General features: G+C 37.3%; 18 protein-coding genes and 3 pseudogenes. 12 read left to right on the top strand and 9 right to left on the bottom strand.

All coding sequences use genetic code 11. The features are described 5' to 3' along the window. Nucleotides 1-108: 108 nt before the first annotated feature. Nucleotides 109-1461 (top strand): glutathione-disulfide reductase, encoded by a 1353-nt coding sequence (gor, locus tag AAZO_RS14495; RefSeq protein WP_013191828.1) that lies wholly within the window; start codon nucleotides 109-111, stop codon nucleotides 1459-1461. Between the two features lie 53 nt (nucleotides 1462-1514). On the opposite strand, the gene AAZO_RS14490 is transcribed toward gor, so the two are convergent. The 3 genes and pseudogenes from AAZO_RS14490 to AAZO_RS30540 form a co-directional block, all read right to left on the bottom strand. Then, nucleotides 1515-1766: a helix-turn-helix domain-containing protein gene (locus AAZO_RS14490; RefSeq protein WP_338026870.1), complete on the bottom strand. Its 252-nt coding sequence runs from the start codon at nucleotides 1764-1766 to the stop codon at nucleotides 1515-1517. 439 nt (nucleotides 1767-2205) lie between these two features. Continuing rightward, nucleotides 2206-3315, bottom strand: a pseudogene (locus tag AAZO_RS14485) (ISAs1 family transposase). A 222-nt stretch (nucleotides 3316-3537) separates the two neighbouring features. Beyond that, nucleotides 3538-3780: pseudogene (locus AAZO_RS30540) on the bottom strand (type II toxin-antitoxin system HigB family toxin). Nucleotides 3781-4221: 441 nt separating this feature from the next. Between AAZO_RS30540 and AAZO_RS14480 the strand changes: the two are divergent. Continuing rightward, complete coding sequence (locus tag AAZO_RS14480; RefSeq protein WP_013191827.1) at nucleotides 4222-6102, top strand: ABC transporter ATP-binding protein; 1881 nt, start codon at nucleotides 4222-4224, stop codon at nucleotides 6100-6102. Nucleotide 6103: 1 nt separating this feature from the next. Here the strand turns inward: AAZO_RS14480 and AAZO_RS14475 are convergent, their stop codons facing one another. After that, complete coding sequence (locus AAZO_RS14475; RefSeq protein ID WP_013191826.1) at nucleotides 6104-7234, bottom strand: acyltransferase family protein; 1131 nt, start codon at nucleotides 7232-7234, stop codon at nucleotides 6104-6106. Nucleotides 7235-7361: 127 nt separating this feature from the next. Between AAZO_RS14475 and AAZO_RS14470 the strand changes: the two genes are divergently transcribed. After that, on the top strand, nucleotides 7362-7817 hold the full coding sequence (locus AAZO_RS14470) for a peroxiredoxin (RefSeq protein ID WP_013191825.1): 456 nt from the start codon (nucleotides 7362-7364) through the stop codon (nucleotides 7815-7817). 55 nt (nucleotides 7818-7872) lie between these two features. Here the strand turns inward: AAZO_RS14470 and hpf are convergent, their stop codons facing one another. Continuing rightward, a complete protein-coding gene (hpf, locus tag AAZO_RS14465; protein ID WP_013191824.1) occupies nucleotides 7873-8517 on the bottom strand; it encodes a ribosome hibernation-promoting factor, HPF/YfiA family in 645 nt (214 codons plus the stop codon). Nucleotides 8518-9141: 624 nt separating this feature from the next. Between hpf and lipB the strand changes: the two genes are divergently transcribed. The 3 genes and pseudogenes from lipB to AAZO_RS30535 all read left to right on the top strand — a co-directional run bounded on the left by lipB (nucleotide 9142) and on the right by AAZO_RS30535 (nucleotide 11670). Further along, nucleotides 9142-9825 (top strand): lipoyl(octanoyl) transferase LipB, encoded by a 684-nt coding sequence (gene lipB / locus AAZO_RS14460; RefSeq protein WP_013191823.1) that lies wholly within the window; start codon nucleotides 9142-9144, stop codon nucleotides 9823-9825. 219 nt (nucleotides 9826-10044) lie between these two features. Beyond that, nucleotides 10045-10173 carry a hypothetical protein gene (locus tag AAZO_RS43820; RefSeq protein WP_420807023.1) on the top strand — a complete coding sequence of 43 codons (129 nt, stop codon included), beginning with the start codon at nucleotides 10045-10047 and terminating at the stop codon, nucleotides 10171-10173. Between the two features lie 532 nt (nucleotides 10174-10705). Further along, a pseudogene (locus AAZO_RS30535) lies at nucleotides 10706-11670 on the top strand (IS701 family transposase). A gap of 878 nt (nucleotides 11671-12548) precedes the next feature. On the opposite strand, the gene AAZO_RS38455 reads toward AAZO_RS30535, so the two are convergent. The 3 genes from AAZO_RS38455 to tmk form a co-directional block, all read right to left on the bottom strand. After that, the gene (locus AAZO_RS38455; RefSeq protein WP_266889552.1) at nucleotides 12549-12767 is read right to left on the bottom strand and encodes an MAPEG family protein; all 219 of its coding nucleotides are present in this window, start codon (nucleotides 12765-12767) and stop codon (nucleotides 12549-12551) included. A gap of 145 nt (nucleotides 12768-12912) precedes the next feature. Then, nucleotides 12913-13866, bottom strand: coding sequence for a DNA polymerase III subunit delta' (gene holB, locus AAZO_RS14440; protein ID WP_013191820.1), 954 nt, complete (start codon nucleotides 13864-13866; stop codon nucleotides 12913-12915). Beyond that, on the bottom strand, nucleotides 13867-14496 hold the full coding sequence (gene tmk, locus AAZO_RS14435) for a dTMP kinase (protein WP_013191819.1): 630 nt from the start codon (nucleotides 14494-14496) through the stop codon (nucleotides 13867-13869). Nucleotides 14497-14555: 59 nt separating this feature from the next. Here tmk and AAZO_RS14430 point away from each other — a divergent pair, with 59 nt between their 5' ends. The 5 genes from AAZO_RS14430 (at nucleotide 14556) to AAZO_RS38435 (ending at nucleotide 16190) form a co-directional block, all read left to right on the top strand. Further along, nucleotides 14556-14879, top strand: coding sequence for a hypothetical protein (locus AAZO_RS14430; protein WP_041640502.1), 324 nt, complete (start codon nucleotides 14556-14558; stop codon nucleotides 14877-14879). A gap of 59 nt (nucleotides 14880-14938) precedes the next feature. After that, nucleotides 14939-15103, top strand: a complete 165-nt coding sequence (locus AAZO_RS38450) for a hypothetical protein (protein WP_228371211.1) — start codon at nucleotides 14939-14941, stop codon at nucleotides 15101-15103. 97 nt (nucleotides 15104-15200) lie between these two features. Then, nucleotides 15201-15395: a hypothetical protein gene (locus AAZO_RS38445; protein ID WP_049790731.1), complete on the top strand. Its 195-nt coding sequence runs from the start codon at nucleotides 15201-15203 to the stop codon at nucleotides 15393-15395. Nucleotides 15396-15434: 39 nt separating this feature from the next. Then, on the top strand, nucleotides 15435-15674 hold the full coding sequence (locus tag AAZO_RS38440) for a histidine kinase dimerization/phospho-acceptor domain-containing protein (RefSeq protein ID WP_049790730.1): 240 nt from the start codon (nucleotides 15435-15437) through the stop codon (nucleotides 15672-15674). Nucleotides 15675-16001: 327 nt separating this feature from the next. Beyond that, nucleotides 16002-16190, top strand: a complete 189-nt coding sequence (locus AAZO_RS38435) for an ATP-binding protein (protein ID WP_228371717.1) — start codon at nucleotides 16002-16004, stop codon at nucleotides 16188-16190. Nucleotides 16191-16435: 245 nt separating this feature from the next. Here the strand turns inward: AAZO_RS38435 and trxA are convergent, their stop codons facing one another. Then, nucleotides 16436-16762, bottom strand: coding sequence for a thioredoxin (gene trxA, locus AAZO_RS14415; RefSeq protein WP_013191818.1), 327 nt, complete (start codon nucleotides 16760-16762; stop codon nucleotides 16436-16438). A gap of 474 nt (nucleotides 16763-17236) precedes the next feature. Between trxA and AAZO_RS14410 the strand changes: the two genes are divergently transcribed. Continuing rightward, nucleotides 17237-17842, top strand: coding sequence for a vWA domain-containing protein (locus AAZO_RS14410; RefSeq protein WP_013191817.1), 606 nt, complete (start codon nucleotides 17237-17239; stop codon nucleotides 17840-17842). Nucleotides 17843-18068: the final 226 nt, after the last annotated feature.

Below are 18068 nucleotides of genomic sequence, written 5' to 3'. Positions count from 1 at the left end.
TTCCCTGTTTCCAAATCTCCCCATTTCTGACCGATAGTATAAACCCATAGTATAAATATTTAAGCAAATATTTAATATACAATCCAAAACCCAAAGTCTAAAATTAATATGACCTACGATTTCGACTTATTTGTAATTGGTGCTGGTTCTGGTGGTATTGCGACTGCCAGACGTGCCGCAGAATACGAAGCTAAGGTAGGAATTGCTGAATTTGACCGACTAGGCGGAACCTGCGTTAATCGTGGCTGCGTCCCTAAAAAACTGATGGTTTATGCTTCTCATTTTCCTGAGCTATTTTCGGATGCCAAAGGATATGGTTGGAGTGCTGTCCAGAGTTCTCTAGATTGGGAAAAGATGATTAGTACAGTCAACAATGAAGTCATTCGCCTCAATGGAATTTATCAAAAAATGCTTGATAATTATAAAGTTGAGGTATTCCAAGGATATGGAAAAGTCGTTGATGCCCATACAATTTTAGTTGGCGATCACCAACTAACAGCAGATAAGATATTGATTGCCGTTGGTGCCCATCCTATTAAACCCAACATTTTAGGAGTTGAACACGCTATTACCTCTGATGATATTTTCCATCTTCAGAAACAGCCCGAACGTATGGTAATTTTGGGGGGAGGTTACATCGGCTCAGAATTTGCTTCTATCATGAACGGACTGGGAACAGAAGTCACTCAAATAACACGCAGTGAAACAATCTTGCGTGGTTTTGATCAAGATTTGCAGACTGAAATTCAGCAAGGAATGATTAACCACGGGATTAGAATTCTCAATAACATCCAACTAATTACTCTTGAAAAAGATGCAGAAGGAATTAAAGTAACAGTTCGCAAAGATGGGGAGTCTGAAGAGATAGTTGTTGTGGATGCTGTCAGTTTAGCTGCTCTTGGCCGCAAACCAAATACACAAAACCTGGGTTTGGAAAATACCAAAGTTAAGCTTCATGATGGAGCAGTTATTGTTGATAAATATAGTCAAACAGTAGAAGGAAATATCTATGCAGTGGGAGATTGTACAAACAAGATTAATTTAACTCCTGTGGCGATTAATGAAGGTCGAGCCTTTGCAGATACGGTATTTGGTGGTAAGTCTCGTATTATGAGTTATGAAAATGTCCCCACCGCAATTTTTACGAATCCTGAAGCTGCTACAGTAGGTTTGACAGAAGCAGAAGCCCGAGAAAAACATGGTGATGCACTAAAAGTTTATCGCACTCGCTTCCGTCCCATGTACTACACCTTAGCTGGTAAAGAAGAAAAAACCATAATGAAATTGGTGGTTGATAAGAAAACCGATAAGGTGCTGGGAGCACACATGGTAGGAACGAATGCGGCGGAGATTATTCAAGGAATTGCGATCGCAATCAAAATGGGTGCTACCAAAGCAAACTTTGATGCTACTATCGGTATCCATCCTAGCTCGGCTGAGGAATTCGTTACCATGCGGTAATAATCAGTGATCACTACTTGCTAAATAAACAATAAGGGAGAGACATTAAAAAACTATCCTAATGCTTTTGCTTGGGCTTTGCTAATTGCTCTTTTGCCATTCACAACTTCTGAAGCAACTCCTTTAGAGCTAATTATTCCTACTAGTTGAGCTTGTTTAATTCCACGTCCTTCCATCAGGTGTTGCACTATAGCATAAGGTGATGATGTTTCCATGGGATAGTTTTTTTCAAACTCCTCAGTCAGAGTAACTAAGAGTTGTAATATAGCAGTCTGTTCGGCTGTCCGATCTTTATACGCCATCATTTTTTCAACAGTTTCTAAAGTGCGGTCTTATTCTGCTTCTGCTGTAATAACTTTAGGTTGTAACTCTAATAGAAGCTGACTGTAAGTAACTCTATCAAAAGAAGTCGTCATTTGCTTTTTACCTCACTGACTCCCGTTATCGGCAAAGACCCTTATCATGACTTACTCCAGGGGAAACGCACCTTATTTCCTAATAAAAACTAATGAGGATTTTAAAATCATCTATATTAAGTGCAAAGCTTGATGGATATATAAACAAAATCAATCACTTTTCTATTAGGCGATGAATTAGCTTATCTCCAATTGAATAACTCTTAGCTAAGGATAAATGAGCTAACTATTCATCCATAAATAAGTAAACTTATCTGTAAAAATAAGTAGAAGAAAATATTAAGTAAATTGTTGACAAGTTAGTTGAGGCTAAAGCTAAAACTCTTTCTCAAGAGTTATTATCCATTTCTGCCAAAAACTGTTTATTTTTTATCCCCCGCTTCACGGGGTTCTCTTTACCCAAAAGATCGACTGCTATCTGGCGCATTACTGCAAAGTTTTGTGGAGCATTATCTTTCCTAATCCGGTAGTCATCTTGTTTTAAAGCTACATCTAATACCCAATGCAATGAATTTTCTATTGCCCAATGGCTGCGGACAGAATTAGCCAATTGTTCTACATTTGACTCAAGACTACTAATAAAATAACGAGTCTCTACTGTTGTTTTATCATCCACTTGTCCGATAGGTTCTACCATCCCAACACTTTTTAGATTTGACCAAACTGAATAAGGGTCAAGCTGAAATCCCATTCCAGGTAACATCACATAGTTGCGGATTCCATGACGACCATGCCCTATTGCTTCGGGTTTATATGTGCTATGTTGAAGCTCTGGAAAACCTGTACTTATCCCTGACTTAAATAGCTGTTCTACTGACTCATACAGATTACCTTGGTTCTTTTTTAAAGTGATTACATAATCTGCATTTTCTTGCGTAATTAACTTTACTATGTCTTTGTGACACCCGATGGCATCAATCCTGACAATACATCCAGCTAATTCTAAAACCTTTAATAATTCGGGAATTGCTGTAATTTCATGTGACTTCTCATGCACCTTCACCTGTCCCAACACTAATCTATTTGTAGTTGCCCATACACTTACCATTTGGATTGCACTCTAGTCACTATTTTTACCATGAGAACTACATAAAGTTTTCCCGTCAATTGCCACAACTTCACCATCCCTTATCTTATGTACTGATTTGATCCAGTTCAAGAAACAATTTTGAAATTTTTGCGGATTCAATTGTGCAAATACCCTTCCAAATGTGTCCTGGGACCGGAGCCCATTTCCTAGTTCTAAAAAGGTTTTTAACCACTTATATTTTGTGCAGCCATACAGTTCAATTGCCACCCAACTATCTGCTTCACAAATTACTGCACAAATTCCAATGGTAAGAATGTCAATTAACTTGTGTCGTTTCCTCCCCTCTACTCTTGGATCTTCCATCTGTGCAAGGTGGTCATTAATCGTGATTTTGGGCTTGAGCTTCACACTTTTTGGGACTTTCTTCTTCTACTTTTACAATGACCTTACCATCAGAGCCTCATTGGTCAACCTCCATATCATCAGCCCTCCCTACCTTTCTCATTTCTTAGTATATATGTACCATATCTACATGCGTTCGCCCTGTGACTTATTCTAATCCTCAAAAGTTAAGTGATGACTCTTAGTTGTTAATAACAGCAGCCTAAAAATAATTTTTGCTAACATCTATCATAAGAATGGGTTATTTTTCCATTTTCTGTTATCGTATTCAGCATAAGTTAAAAAATACTGGTAGTAAAGAGTTTGAATTTCATAATCAATATTGATAATTAGGCGCTAGGAATTACCTTTGATGTTGAATATAATAAAGTTACCTAATACATCTGCTGTTGGGTAAAACTGTCTCAGGTGATTGAAGTTTTGCCATGATGCAGACTTAACATATCCATACCAAGAGTTAAGTTGCTCCATTGTATCTGGATATTTTGCAGGATCAGCGCATAAATTACGAATGCTGATCATATGCATATTTAATTTCTTTTATATCAAAGCATATGTTTTGCTTGCAATACAGTCACAACTATAAGTTATCGTATTGAGAACCAGATGTCAAAACTAGTATAATTTTCAGGCAATTTATAAAACTGCTGGAGCAGCAGTTTTTCGCTTAAGATATTTAACTACACAAACCTAACGATTTGGTATATCTCAAACACTAGTCTTGTCTATGTTGCTAAAGCCTCCAATTCCCATGGTTTAATCATTTTGCAGGTTCGCCTATGATTTTACCTATCAACATCACACTTACCCAATAGGAGCAAAGCTGTATTGATTTCTTGATCCATTATTACCAAATAGAATAGTACACTTGTATAGATAAAGCCTCAATTCCAACTTAAATTAACACTTAACATGGTTGTCTATCCAGACCAGGAAAAATCCCACAACAAATACTCTCGCAATGATAATGATTGGCGGTTATTTTTACGTCTAGTACCCTATGCCCGTCGCAATAGGGAGTTACTGGCGCTATCAATGTGTTTACTAGTACCCATTGCTGTTGCTAACTCCGTCCAACCGTTGTTAATTGGACAGGTTATATCTCTGATTCGTGAGGAACCGAGTACCTATGAATTTCTTAAAAACCGCTCCCTATGGGAAGGGTTAAACATCCTGCAAGGATTATTTCTGGCTACAATTATCGTCAGACTATCACTAACAGGGCTTCAGGGTTATCTAGTACAAAAGCTAGGACAAAAAATCACTGCTGCAATTCGTGAAGATTTATTCCATCATGTCACCTCTTTAGCAGTGCGTTTCTTTGAACGTACACCTGTAGGTAAACTTATTACCAGACTCATCAATGATGTTGAAAGTTTAGGAGATGTCTTTGCTACTGGTGCTATTGGCATTGTCTCGGATTTATTTTCCATGTTGATGATTATTGGTTTAATGTTTTCTATTCAATGGCAATTGGCTTGTTTACTACTATTAATTCTGTTACCAATCACTTCGGTAATTATTTACTTTCAGCAGCAGTATCGCCGTGCTAATTACAAAGCAAGAGAAGAACTATCAAAACTAAATTCCCAATTGCAAGAAAATATCGTTGGCATTAATGTAGTGCAGTTGTTCCGCAGAGAAAAATTCAATGCAGAATTATTTCGCGCTACGAATAACATTTATGTTAAAGAAGTTGATGATACCATTTGGTATGATTCCGCTGTTTCTGCGACCTTAGAATGGATTAGTCTGATTGCAATCGCAGGGGTGTTATGGGTAGGTGGTTTGTTGCTATTAGGACAAAATATCACCTTTGGAATTTTATCAGCATTTATTTTGTATGCCCAACAATTATTTGACCCTCTGCGGAACTTTGCTGAAAAATTCACTGTTATTCAAGCTGGTTTCACTGCCATTGAAAGGGTCAACGATATTTTAGATGAACCGATAGAGATCAGAGATCAAACTAACCCTCATTTTTCAATTTTAGATACTCAATTTGGTTATATAGATGAGATAATTAGGGATTTAGAAAACCAGGATTTTACTACTCCACCTGATTTGGGAGAAATCCGGTTTGAGAATGTTTGGTTTGCTTACAAAGATGATGATTATGTAATTAAGAATTTACACTTTACTATTCATCCAGGTGAAAAAATAGCCTTAGTCGGTCCTACAGGTGCGGGCAAAAGTTCTATCATCAGGCTTTTATGTCGTCTTTATGAACCGACTCAAGGACGCATTCTGATTGATGGTATAGATCTCCGTGAGATACCACAGTCAGAATTGCGGCGTTATATGGCAGTAATTTTGCAAGAAGCTTTTTTGTTTGCTGGTGATGTCAAAAGTAATATTACTTTAGGAGATAGCTACACTTTTGAAGAAATTGAGAAAGCAGCAGCAAAAACTAATGTAGCTGATTTTATCCGTCAATTACCTCAAGGCTATGAGACCCAATTACGAGAGCGGGGAAAAAATATTTCTAGTGGACAAAAGCAACTGTTAGCATTTGCTCGTGCTGCTATTCGTAATCCGCAAATTTTAGTATTGGATGAAGCTACTGCTAGTTTAGATGTAGGCACAGAAGCTTTAATTCAACAGGCATTAAATCAGCTTTTAATCAAACGAACTGCAATAATAATTGCTCATCGCTTGTCAACAATCCGCAATGTAGACCGGATTTTTGTCTTGAATCGGGGGGAAGTAATTGAACACGGAACTCATGAACAATTACTAGGACAAGGAGGACTTTACGCAACGTTGCATAATTTACAAATGTTGGGGATTTGATTTAAACTTTAATAAACCAGTTCTTGCGATACATTACAACTGCAAAACCGTACCATAATAATACAGCAACAATACCAAAGAAGAAAGAACCGTTGAGATTTTCCGCCCAAGATGCAAAAATATTTTGGTAAATCCAATTGTAAATACTGATACCAGTTTCACCTGTACCAATTTGGGTTTTAGCTGTAATTTTAATGAGGATGACAGAGGAGACAAAGAGTGCAATCGCATTTAATCCCATGATCTCAAAAGGTTTACTCCAGCGTTTTATTAGCCTTACTTCAATTAGTTCATAACAAGCTGCTAATAACATTAACGCCCAACCAGTGGTAAAAACAACATAGGAACTAGTCCAGAGTTTCTTATTAATAGGAAATGCTACATCCCAAATAATACTAACTACCAAACAACACAAACCAAATAAAACGAAATCCATACTAGTTTGTGAATTTAGGTGTTTTCTCTCCTTGATCCGAATCCCAGCAAAATAACCAACGAGAACAGAAACTATGGCTGGAATGGTGCTATATAATCCTTCTGGATCTCCCAGATAATTAAACCCATCACCTTTATATAAATGTGCCTTAGGAATAATTAAACGGTCAATAAATCCACCGAAATTACCTTCTCGTGTCAGCACTCCCGCACCATAATCTGGAACTGGGACATACATCATTGTTAACCAATAACCAATAAGTAACACTCCTGCTAATACCCATTGATTCTTGCCCGGTACTTTCAAAACTATCAATGATGCAAACAGGTAGGAAAGACTAATACGTTGTAAAACTCCCATAAAACGAATGCTACTTAAGTCAAAAGTCCAAACACCTTTATTCCAAAAGCCGTTGAGTAGTAATCCCAATAAAAAGAGAATAGCAGCGCGGCGGAGTATACGTAAGTAAACCGCCTTAGTGGGTTTGTTATCTGCTGTATATTTTGATAGGGAGAAAGTCATTGCTACACCGACAATGAACAGAAAAAATGGAAATACCAAATCAGTAGGTGTACAACCGTTCCATTCAGCATGGTCTAAGAGTGAATATTTATGATCTGCAACTCCCACCATATTGACGAGAATCATTCCCGCAATGGTGATACCACGAAACACATCAAGTGAAGTCAGACGCATAACCAGAATAGTATTTTTGATAACTATCTACCCTACTCCGCCTGATGCACGTTATCAAGGAAAATTTATATACTACGTTACAAGGTAAAATTTTGTTAAGTAATGTTTGAATTCTGTATTTTTTACTATGTCTATCAAAGTTGGAGATAATGCCCCTGATTTTAGCCTACCCGACCAACATGGGTCTACAGTCAGCCTAAGAGATTTTCGTAGTAAGCAAGCTGTTGTGCTGTACTTTTATCCCAAGGACGACACACCAGGATGTACTGCGGAATCTTGTGCTTTCCGAGATCAATATGAAGTATTTAAGGTCGCTGGTGCTGAAGTTATCGGTATAAGTGGAGATTCTAGTGAATCACATCAGAAGTTTGCAGCCAAATACAATCTACCTTTTACACTTTTGAGTGATAAAGGCGATCAAGTACGTAAGCTATATGGTGCTACTACTGCTTTTGGATTTATCCCTGGCCGGGTGACTTATGTGATTGACCAAGAGGGTGTGGTTCAATATGTGTTTGATTCCATGTTGAACTTTAAAGGTCACGTTGAGGAAACCCTGAAAACTTTACAACAACTAAGCTAAGTGATGGGGACTGGGAAAGATTCTTACCAATTACCAATTACCCAGTCCCCATCACTTAGGCTTTAGACTTCTCCGACATGGCAACATTACCTTGGTCTGTTTTACCGTTCTTGCCGTTGGTATGTCGGTTACCGTTGCGAGGTTGAATTACGCCGTAACCACCGTGGTTACGTTCATAAATGACGTTGATTTCTCCTGTTTCGGCGTTACGGAACATATAAAAGTCATGTCCCACTAGTTGCAGTTGTTCTTGGGCTTCTGCAAGGGTCATGGGGGGCATGGGAAAATATTTGGTGCGGACGACTTCTCCTGGTAGTTCGGGGGTGCGATCACCTATTAAACTGTCTGCAACTGGTTCAGCAACTACCGCTTCATTAGTTGGTATAGGTTGGGTTTTGTGATCTTGTCTTCTTTCTTTATATTTACGTAATTGACGGGCTATTTTATCTGCAACTAAATCAATACTAGCATATAAGTTTTCGCTGCTTTCCTCAGCACGGATGACGCTACCATTAGCGTAAATCGTTACTTCCGCTGCTTGTTTTGTACTAATTCTGGGATTCCGAGCCACGCTTAGATGCACATTTACTTCGTTTGTGATGCTCTGAAAATGATTAACTGCTCTCTCAATTTTCTGATGCACATATTCGCGAATCGCATCAGTGATTTCAATATTTTTGCCGTGGATGACAAGTTTCATGTAAACTCTCCCGCTCAATATTTATTTGATGTGAATGTGTTTTGTATTAACAGAGATTGCGGTAAGGTCTATTACTGCCGCCAATACAATTATGAAATGCTTTTTATGTAGGGGTTTTGCATCTGCTCTCAGGTTGCTGCATCTTAATGATAAGTACCTCTAGCCTCAATTTACCTTGTTAAAGTCTGTGGTGTTATCCAACTGGTTGCTAGACAATTGGATGTCCTAGAAAAAATTCTCCATCAATCAATGTTAGTTGTTTTATACGTGATTTTCCTGTTTGAGCACAACCCTTACAAAGGTACGAGTAGTTGCTCTTGCTCTCTTGGTGTCGCCTTGTTCACTGTTTATGGAGGATCAAACCCTTAATCAGCAGTTTTTCGGATAAATGTAAACAACTTCTGAAGATACCATCAGCTCATTAGACTTCTTATCTTGGCGTGATGCTTATTGTAGAGAATTCCTCCTAACACCATTGAGGTTATATATTCAAATTAGCACTTTGTGGTTTACATAGCTTATTCCGTTGACTTTCCTTTAAGATCCTTTGCATAGCTTGACATTTTTCGAATCAATGCTTGCTTTTAGAAATATATTTGGTCATTTACCCAATTGATTTTTTGTATGATCCATAGTATACAACCCCAGAAAAATGATTGTTTTTTCTATGACCAAGGACTAATACGTTATTTAGATGCTCTTCAATGGCAGCGAGCACTACTCACCGAACGCATTAAGAACCCCAATCTAGAAGACGCACTCATTTTGCTGGAACATCCCCCTGTCTACACTTTGGGACAAGGTGCAAACCTAAAATTTCTCAAATTTGACCTTGGAAAAAGCGTGTATAATGTGCATAGAGTTGAAAGAGGCGGTGAAGTCACTTATCATTGTCCTGGGCAACTCGTTGGTTATCCGATTTTAAATCTGCAACGTTATCGTCAAGACTTGCATTGGTACTTACGGCAACTTGAAGAAGTCTTAATTCGCGTTTTAGCAAATTATGGATTACAGGGAGAACGAATTCCGGGTTCTACTGGTGTGTGGTTAGAAGGCTATAAAGTTGCTGCTATAGGTATTAAAGTCAGTCGCTGGGTAACTATGCACGGTTTTTCACTCAACGTTTGTCCTGATATGACAGGGTTTGAGCGTATTGTTCCCTGTGGCATAGCTGATAAGGCAGTAGGTAGTTTAAGTAACTGGATTCCCAGTATCAAATGCCTGGAAGTACGAGCTTGTATAGCGCAGTGTTTTTCTGAGGTATTTGGTGTGAAGTTAATAAAATCTAAGTATCAAAGCTATACATAACATAAATATAAAACTGTAGAATATTTACATAAGTTCATTAAAGTAGTTGTGATCTAGATCACGGAAAAATCACAATATTACTCATAAAATATGCTCATTTGCCAGGAAATATATTCACTTTTGTATAAATTAACCAAAAACGTGCTTGTGAATTACTCCAATCATCTACAGGTAAACTTTTCCTCGTACAGCACCCTTAAAGAACGTGACTGGGAAGCTTTGATATCACTGTTTGAAAGGGATGACAGTGATGAAATTGAAGCGGAAATCCAAAGTAAATTGGTTTGGTTAGTACCAGAACCATGTTGGGAAGATAATCCTTTTGAATTCTTGCGTGAGTTTCTTTGATTGCTTCTGTCTGCTGATTTGTGAGTGCTGTTAAATTCAGATTAACGGTCTCTAACTTGCAGCTTTGTAAAGATGACGAAAATTGTGAAAAACCTTTAAAGAAGGTATGGGCTCAATAAAGGTGATCAATGCTGATTGAGTCATATTTGATATATGGTAGACTACTTCCACAACTGCAGGTTTTAGAGAATGTTGTATAAGTGATTTTTTTGAATTCAAAATGGAAAATGAAGAAAAAATTTTTGAATTGATTACCAGAAATATAAGGTCCTCATGTGGAACTCCTTATCTACACAAGACTTAGGTAACTAGCACAGGCGATGGGTGAAATATAGTACTTCGGTATTAAATAAATTGGATACCGAAAGCTTTATCAACCAATAAGAAGTAGCTGCAACAGGAAACATTATTAAAATACTCATGAGAAAATAGGTAGGAGATTGTATTAGATAAATGTTGCTGACGGTCATGAGATTTACTAAACTTGATTACTGCCAATACTGATTACTGCCAATACTTATGAACTAGTCAAATTAATTATACAATTACTAATTTAGCAGAGCATTTAGAAAGTATTAGCCATGATGCAATTAACTTTTATTTAAAAACCGAAAAGTTAACATCTCTTTTACTATGGGATAAAGTGAAAGAGGTAGTAGAAGCTGATGGTAATGGGTACATCATACTATTTATAGTGTTTTAGACAAAAGATATTCTGAAGAAGTAAAGATGGTGAGGAGACAATATAGTGGTAATGAACATGGCATACTCAAGGGAATTGGTGTAGTCAGTTGTGTATATGTGAATGCTAAAGTTCAAAGATTTGGGGTAATAGATTACCGCATTTTTAATGCTGATGTGGATGGTAAAACCAAGATAGACCATGTGAAAGATATGCTGCAAAAACTAGTGTATCATCAGCTTTTCCCCTTTGACACAGTTTTGATGGACACATGATATGCAGTAAACAGTTTCATGCTGTATATTGATAGCTTAGACAAAATTTATGATTACCCTTTCAAAAAGGATCGGTTAGTTGATGATACATTTGCCAAAGAAAAAGATAAACCTATTAAATTATGAGAATGGAGTACTGAAGAGTTAGAATGTCGTAAAATTATAAAAATTAAAGGGTTTCCCGCTCAGAAAAAAGTGAAACTATTCCGGGTTGCTGTTTCTACCAACAGAACGGATTATGTCGCTACTAAGGATTTATCTCAAAGTTCTACGAATGTTGTACAAGAGGTGTGTAAAATTCGTTGGGAAATCGAGTATTTTCACCGAGAGATTAAACAAATAAGTGGCATTGAATCTTGTCAATGTCGTAAAGCTAGGCTTAAAAGAAATCATATTGCTTGTGCAATGTTAGTTTGGATTAGATTAAAGAATTTAGCCTATCAAACTGGTCAAACTGTTTATCAAAACAAGCATAGATTGCTTTCTAATTATTTAATTCAGCAACTAAAATGCCCCAGTCTTCCTATGTGCTTGGTTTGAGTTCAATTGTTGCGTGCCAGGGCTATATCCTGCCCGCTATTTGTGCCAGTTGCGTCAGTCCTGTTTAATTATGGGATTCCACACACTCTACGTAACCATTCACATCCCCCTGTCAGCAATCCATTAAGAAGGAGCAGGAATAGGTGGAAATAAATTTCCTTTCCGTACTTCTTCCACAACAGTGCCAATATAATTTCAGGGGTTGATTTATCTGAGATGACAAGTCTCAATCACACTCAATCAAGAGAAATACGCCAAACTACCTTCAGTTGTGCGAGTACCATAGCTGATAAGTCCTGGAATCACAGCATGTCACAGAGCGTTTGCTCTAATTTTTCTAATTGTTCGAGCCCTAGCTTATGAAGATTCCCCGCTACTTCTACTAGTCTCTCTTTATCAAGAGAGAAGTAGCCTTGATTCATTTGGGCAAGGTGTTTTCTACTCAGTCGCTTCATCCAGCTTGTCGTATATATCTATTTTCTCCAACATTATCATAGGAGGGTTACACGATTATTTATTTTTCTCCCAGACCCACTTGTAACTTACTCCCCCTACGAGGGGGGAGTGAAAAGTTACCACTCACTCTACACCCCTTTCATTTTTGACTTTCGCCTTGCATTACTAGTAAAGTACGGCGTAAATAAACCAACCATTCTAAATATCTCAAAAGCTAACGCCGTATACATTTTGAATTTTGTTGGCTCAGCCTACTCGAAGTACTATTTTGTTAGCGTAGCTCTTCTGAAAAAAGCATTTTGAATTCACAGCGGTAATAGGTATTTGGAAGTTTCACCAAATATAGAACAATCCTAATTAGTGAACCTGAAATTAGTGCTATTCTTCTCCAAGAACTAATAGCAAAACCTAATACCTGTCTTTTAGGCTGCTTGATAATATCCCGATGCATAAGCAATGCGTCCTATTGTCCATACCATAAATAAAGCAGAATCCCAAATTGGGCTGATATAAATAGAGAAAAACCATAAAGCTGGTAAAAATGAAATTAGTTGTTCTAAGGTATTCTGTTGAACACGTATAACTCTTTCAAAGTCTGGATTTCCCGTCGTGTCAGGAGGAATAATTTTATATTTAAATATAGCTCTAGCAATGTTGATTGTTACTACAAAGTTAACAATGAGTGCCAGTACTGTAAGAAGGCTAGTCTAAGGAGACATGAATAATTAAAACCTGAAAATTAATAAATGAATTATAGTGCATAACGTTGAGAATTTGAGCTCAAAATTAACTCACCTGCGATATTTGCAGTAAGGATATAAAGGTGCATTCCCAAACTAAACGGGGTTGAGCATAGGATAATAAATTCTCACGACTTTTTTCTAGTTGTTCGATAATACTCCGTTTATATATTTGTTGCCAGTACCATTGTTGTAGGTAGTCAATTAACCATAATTGTGCTTCTATGTCTAATTCTTTATCTACTTTTTTAGCTAATTCCAAAGCGTTTCGATAAGATGTAGGTGTTTTTCTTACCTCTTGGAGTAACTCATTATTTATTGTTTGTAATTGTTGGTAAGCTGCAATCGCACTTCCTGGACTACCAGCAGCTAAACTCAAAACTTCTGGATGTTGTAAAATCTCCCAATTTCCTGTTTGTGTCAATATCTGAGCAACAGAAGCCGTATCTAGTCGATAAAATGGGATTTTTTGACAACGGGAAACTAAGGTTGGTAATACAGATTCTGGAGAAGGTGCAATTAGAATTAATGTTGCTTGTCCCGGTTCTTCCAAGGTTTTTAGTAACGCATTTGCGGCTGATTCTGCCATTCTTTCTGCTTGTTCTAAAACAACTATATTCCTTGTAGCTTCTAAAGGTGGACGGGATAAAAATTGAGTAATTTCCCGAATTTGTTCTAAGCGAATTACTGATGGTGCTTTACGTTTGACTCCTTTTTCTGCTGCTTCTGCTGCGGTGAGTCTTTGTCCTTGGTATTGGTAAGTTGGTTCTACCCAAAATAAGGCGGGGTGATTTCCTTGACGGATAAGATTTTGTAAAGTGGCAATTTGATGGGGTTGGATAGAACTAGAAAACAGCAGTTCAATGAAACATTTTGCAGCTAAACTTCTACCTACACCATCAGTACCAACAAAAAGATAAGCTGGTGCAACTCGGTTTTGTTTAACAGCTTGAGTCAATAATCCTATGGCTTGTTTTTGTCCTATTAGTTTTTCAAACATTTACGAATTCAAAAGGTGTGCATTTAAAATCTCTTGTATCCTCTGTTGTACAGTTTCTTTACTTAAACTGCCATCTACCCGAAAAATTCGTGATGGGTGAGTAGCAGCTAATTCTGTATATCCCTGTTGTACACGACGGTGAAAAGCAATTGTTTCCTGTTCAATACGGTCTAGTGTAGCTTGATCACGTTTCCGCGCTAGTCCTACCTCGACATCAATATCTAGCCAAATCGTTAAATCACTTTCTAACCCACCGGTGGCAATATAATTAAGCTGGTTAATAATACTCATGCTCAAACCCCGTCCATAACCTTGATAGGCAATAGTAGAGTCAGTATAGCGATCACATAGAATATATTTCCCATCAGCTAAATTCGGCTTTAGTTCTTGTTCGATGTGTTGCGCTCTATCAGCACCATATAATAATAACTCTGTAATTTCACTAATAGGCTTATCCTCAGAATTTTCTAGCAATAGTTGCCGTAAATGCGTCCCTAACTCCGTTCCCCCCGGTTCACAAGTTAACGAAAACGATACACTTAAATCTCTTAGCCACTGACTACACAGATGCATTTGGGTAGTTTTACCACAACCTTCGACTCCTTCAAATACAATTAATTTACCACTCATGTTTTTCAATTTTCCCAATACCGTTTTTTTACCCTAAGCCTAAAACAGAATAGATAACTATGTCACGTTCTCATAGTCCAGTCTCAGATCGATTTGCCTTCCAAGGCTTACCAAGAAGTATGAGTACCTTGGAACCATGGACTTTTTTCGGTGTTACAAACCATCTAAGTTGGCCAACATTAGTAGCAACTGTTCATGCCAGTCTGGGAACAGAAGCTATTTTTTTTGGATACCCACTATTATTGTGGGAATATTTAATCAACTATGAAGTTCAACATCTAACTAGAAACTTATTAAATGTATCTGGGGGAACTCCTAACTATATAACTCGGCTTTGGACAGACTACCTCATTATTGCTAGCTATGTAGTTCTGGTTTGGTAGATTGCTTATTTGTTTGGTTATTGAATCTTGATTTCATCCCTATTCCTAAAAACTTAGTCGTGATCTTATTGATCACAATTGCACTTGTGGGAGTTGTGATCGCTTGTTGGACAAGTTTAGCAGAAGTCATCTCTTTGATAGAGGCTAGAGAATCTGCTGAACACCTCTTTGTGGTTGCCCAAGATTGTATTCTAGTAGTCAATGAAGATGAAATACTTCAATAAGTTAACCCAGCTACTGAATCTTTTTTTAAAATTCAAACATCGCAATTAATTAGGATATCAGCTACAAAATTTACTGTCTGAATTAAAAGTAGATCCAGTGGTATGGTCAAAACGGAGTGAACATACTCTGAACCAAAAATCTACAGTCATCACTCTAGAGGTTTCTATCTCCTACCGGACTCAAGAAGATTTCCAGAAATATTTAGTTATTGTCCATGACATCACTCAGCGCACACAAGCTGAAGAAATTTCACGACAATCTGAAGCCCAATTAAGAAAAGAAGCACAGTAATTAGCGCGTCAACTAGTCCAGAGTGAAAAGTGATCTAGTTTGGGACAATTGGTAGCATATATAGCCCATGAGATCAATAATCCAATTAATTTGCTCTATGGCAACTTAGAGCTAGCTAATCAATACATTCAGGATTTAATTATACTCATACAACTTTATGAGCAAAATTATTCCCAACCAAATCTAGAAGTCAAAAATGCTATCCAATATATGGATTTAAGTTTTGTCTTATCAGGTTTACCTAAGTTATGCAATTCTGTGGAAGTTGGCTCTCAATGAATTAAAGAAATAGTATTATCGCTGCGAAATTTTTCCCGACTAGATGAATGAGGAATCAAAGCTGTCAACATTCATGAGAGAATTGATAGTACATTGATGATTTTACAAAGTCGTCTTTAAGCTACATCAGACTGTCCAGGAATTGAGATAATTCAACAATATGGTCAATTACCTCCATTAGAGTGCTATCCTGGACAACTCAATCCAGTACTGATGGATATTCTAGTTAATGGGATTGATACTCTTGAAGAGTTGCTACTTAATGGTTACAAAATTAATCAGCCACAAATTGAGATTTAAACTCAACTCACTAATGATAATCACGTAATTGTTTCTATCAAGGATAATGGTCCTGTTATTCCTGGAAATTTTAAACAGTATTTATTTGACCCTTTTTTAAAAACCAAACCAGTGGACAAAGGTACAGGCTTAGCTTTATCTATTAGTTATCAAACTATTACAGAAAAACATAGTGGCAATTTAAAATGTATTTTAGAGCTTGATTTGGGCAAATAATTTCTAATTATTACTCCCTTAAAACAGCAAAAATCTCCATCTCAATTAACATATAGTAGCGATGAAAGGGTTCTAGGGAATAAGGTGTAGCAGATCAGGCTTGCGACTGGCGTTGTGGGAAACCCCATTATTAGAATAAAGGGTTTCAAGATTATGACTTTGTATTTCTGGCGCTGCGTGTTTCTATTTTAATAGTGAGAAATTGACAACAATCAAGTTAACAGTTAACTGTTAAAAAGGTATGACTATACGGAGATATACTGTACTAGGATTTTAGATAAAGTTATTTTTGGTACCGCACCTACAACAGTATCAATTTGTCGACCCCCCTTAAATATCATTAATGTGGGAATACTACGAATACCGTAATGACTGGCAACTATGGGATTTTGATCTGTGTTCAGTTTCACTACTTTTACTTGTCCTTCATATTCAGCAGCTACTTCATCAACAACGGTTGCCAGCATTCGACAAGGGCCACACCAAGGAGCCCAAAAATCCACCAAGACTGGAGTCTCACTCTCCAACACTTCCTGCTTGAATGTGGCCTCTGTGACATTGGTGACAGTCATGCTTCTTCTCCTAATTTGATTCAGTAATTCCAGATGAGCGAATTACCCTAAAAGCAAGAATTTCGGCATATTTAAGGGAGGTAATCTCGATTCATTAATCTCTGAATAGATTCAGATTAATCCTAAAATGCCCAATTGAGCAATCCTCCATACCTTAAATATTCAGTTATTTAGCGATTTTACCTCAGAAACTTTTACCTCAGAAATTGGTTCTTCCTGGTTTGGAATTGTTTAAATCATTAAAAGTAAGGCTGGCTGAAAACCCAAAACCCTTGATAAACAGGCGCACTTCACCGTATTCCGTACTTTAGACAAGGGATGAAAGCCTCCAGAAGGCGTTTACACCTCAGTGCAGAATCCCCAGCATGAACGTAGGGGAGTATCAATATAATATCTCTATATTATCTCTGTATCTAGAGACAGTGTGATTACCTAAGAGTTAAAATAGGAACAGAAAAATCAACAGAGGTATTTATGATGAGCGATCGTGACTATACATTAATTATTGATAAAAGTGGTAGTATGTCTACTCCCGACCAAGCAGGTGGTAGAAGTAGATGGGATATAGCTCAAGAGTCAACCCTAGCTTTGGCTAGGAAAGCTGAACAGTTTGACCCCGATGGTATTACAGTTTATGTCTTTTCCGGCAGATTTAAACGTTACGAAAATGTGAATTCAGCCAAAGTCGCGCAAATATTTCAAGAAAATGACCCTGCTGGTACAACCAACTTAGCAGGTGTACTCAATAATGCACTTGATAATTACTTTCAGCGTAAAGCTTCTGGTCAAACTAAACCTAATGGAGAAACGATTTTAGTAGTTACAGATGGTGAACCAGATGATCGGAAAGCCGTATTTGAAGTCATTATTCAGGCAACTAGAAGAATGGATAGAGATGAAGAGTTAGGAATTTCTATGATTCAAGTAGGTGCAGATCCACAAGCAACAAAATTTCTCAAAGCTTTAGATGATCAGTTACAGGGTGTCGGTGCTAAATTTGATATTTGTGACACCATAACTTTAGAGGATTTAGAGGATATGAGCCTTGCAGATGTTTTGGCTAATGCAATCAATGATTAATCTGACCACATTATCTCTTTGTTTGCAAAAATCAATCTAAAAGCCAGAATCCAAAATTTAATAATTAATCATTGGAGAACTATGAATTTTAGAAAATCATGACTACACACTAGTTATTGACAGCAGTACCAGTATGGGTAAACCATCTAAACAAGGTGAAAAAAGCAGATAGTTAGCTTTACAAGAATCTACCTTTCCCCTAGCTCGCAAATGTGAAGGAGTTAAT

The sequence above is a fragment of the 'Nostoc azollae' 0708 genome, from assembly GCF_000196515.1.
In the GTDB taxonomy this organism is placed as follows: domain Bacteria; phylum Cyanobacteriota; class Cyanobacteriia; order Cyanobacteriales; family Nostocaceae; genus Trichormus_B; species Trichormus_B azollae.
The sequence above is the reverse complement of the archived record's forward strand: the minus strand, read 5'-3'. Positions and strand labels throughout refer to the sequence as shown.